The organism is Desulfovibrio sp. 1214_IL3152 (assembly GCF_036763055.1).
Taxonomy (GTDB): domain Bacteria; phylum Desulfobacterota; class Desulfovibrionia; order Desulfovibrionales; family Desulfovibrionaceae; genus Desulfovibrio.
Genome location: NZ_JBAIYW010000124.1, coordinates 1 through 1,209, shown reverse-complemented (window position 1 = coordinate 1,209; position 1,209 = coordinate 1). Strand labels below are relative to the sequence as shown.

Annotated in this window: 2 protein-coding genes; one reads left to right on the top strand and one right to left on the bottom strand. The window is 59.2% G+C overall.

All coding sequences use genetic code 11. The features are described 5' to 3' along the window. Positions 1-259 (bottom strand): pyridoxal-phosphate dependent enzyme (locus V6C07_RS02560; RefSeq protein ID WP_333534817.1); only part of this gene is annotated, 259 nt, incomplete at its 3' end. Positions 260-478: 219 nt separating this feature from the next. Here V6C07_RS02560 and V6C07_RS02555 point away from each other — a divergent pair. After that, a complete protein-coding gene (locus V6C07_RS02555; protein WP_333534816.1) occupies positions 479-940 on the top strand; it encodes a nuclear transport factor 2 family protein in 462 nt (153 codons plus the stop codon). Positions 941-1,209: the final 269 nt, after the last annotated feature.

Sequence of the window (1,209 nt, the reverse complement as noted above, 5' to 3'; positions counted from 1 at the left end):
AGCGCAGGCCGCGCACGGCCGAAACCAGGGCAATGCCGATGCCCATATTGCCGCTGGTGGCCTCCACCACCAGGCCGCCCGGCTCAAGTTCGCCCCACTGAAGGGCGTTTTCAATGAGATGAAAAGCCACGCGGTCTTTGATGGATCCGCCGGGATTGCGGTTTTCAAGCTTGAGCCAGACCGTGCCGGGCATGTTTTGCGAAAGATCAAGACGCAGCATGGGCGTATTGCCGATGGCCTGAAGAATATTGGTGAGCATGACGCGAACACCTCGTACTGTGGTGGAGAAATAGCCGAAAAATCTGGGGGCGGCAGGGGAAGCTTTACAATGAACGCATTTTGCTTAACAGTTGGAAGAACAGAATAGAGGAAAGCGCTTCAGTTGGCAAATTTGCCGCCGGAACCACGGCGGAAAATCTGCGACGGCGCACCGGACTACCGCCGCACTGACGGCCCAGTATAACGACGGAGGACCCCAATGAAACTTCTGAAAGCGGCATCGCTTATCTGCGCTCTGGTCTTTTGCCTTTCCGCCGGTACGGCACAGGCCAAGGCCGACAGCGTGGCCCTGTATACCGAAGCGGTCATGACCGGAGACATCCCGGCCCTTGAGACCCTGCTGGCTCCCAATTACTGGCACATCGCCGCCAATGGGCATATCGAGGACAAGGAACACTTTATCCAGTCCATAAAAAACAAGGAACTGGTGGTCGACCGCCTGACCATCCTTAACGCACGTACCGCGCTTATCGGCGGCGCAACGCTCGTGACGGGCAACGGCTACTTCAAGGGTACGGCCGTGCCTGCCCAGCCCGAAGGGCTCATGCGTTTTACCCTGGTACTGGTGAAAAACCAGGGGCGCGAGCAGGTGGTGCTGTTCCAGGCCACGCCTGTGATCTCAAGCGAAGAATGCAAGGACGGCAACTGCAAAATCCAGTAGCTTGCGGAACCGCAGATTCTGGATCACTGCCCCGGCCTGCGGCGTCAGACTGATAGCAGGCGCCACCCGGCGGCAACAGGCAAACGTCCGGCTTTTCCTGCGTTATTGCGGGAAAGGCCGGACGTCTTTTTATGGTCGGCAGGGGCTGCCGAAGCTGCCCCTGGAGCTTTTTTACTGAAAGGTTCGCACTGTCCTCTTTTGGGCCGTCGGCATGGCAGCCGGTGCGGCGGTCTGCACGCCGGTCGGCAGCGGGGGCCTGTGGGGGCTGT

Bases quoted from the DNA above. Each gene is read 5' to 3' on its own strand.
- V6C07_RS02555 (WP_333534816.1), top strand. From the start codon at position 479: ATGAAACTTCTGAAAGCGGCATCGCTTATCTGCGCTCTGGTCTTTTGC.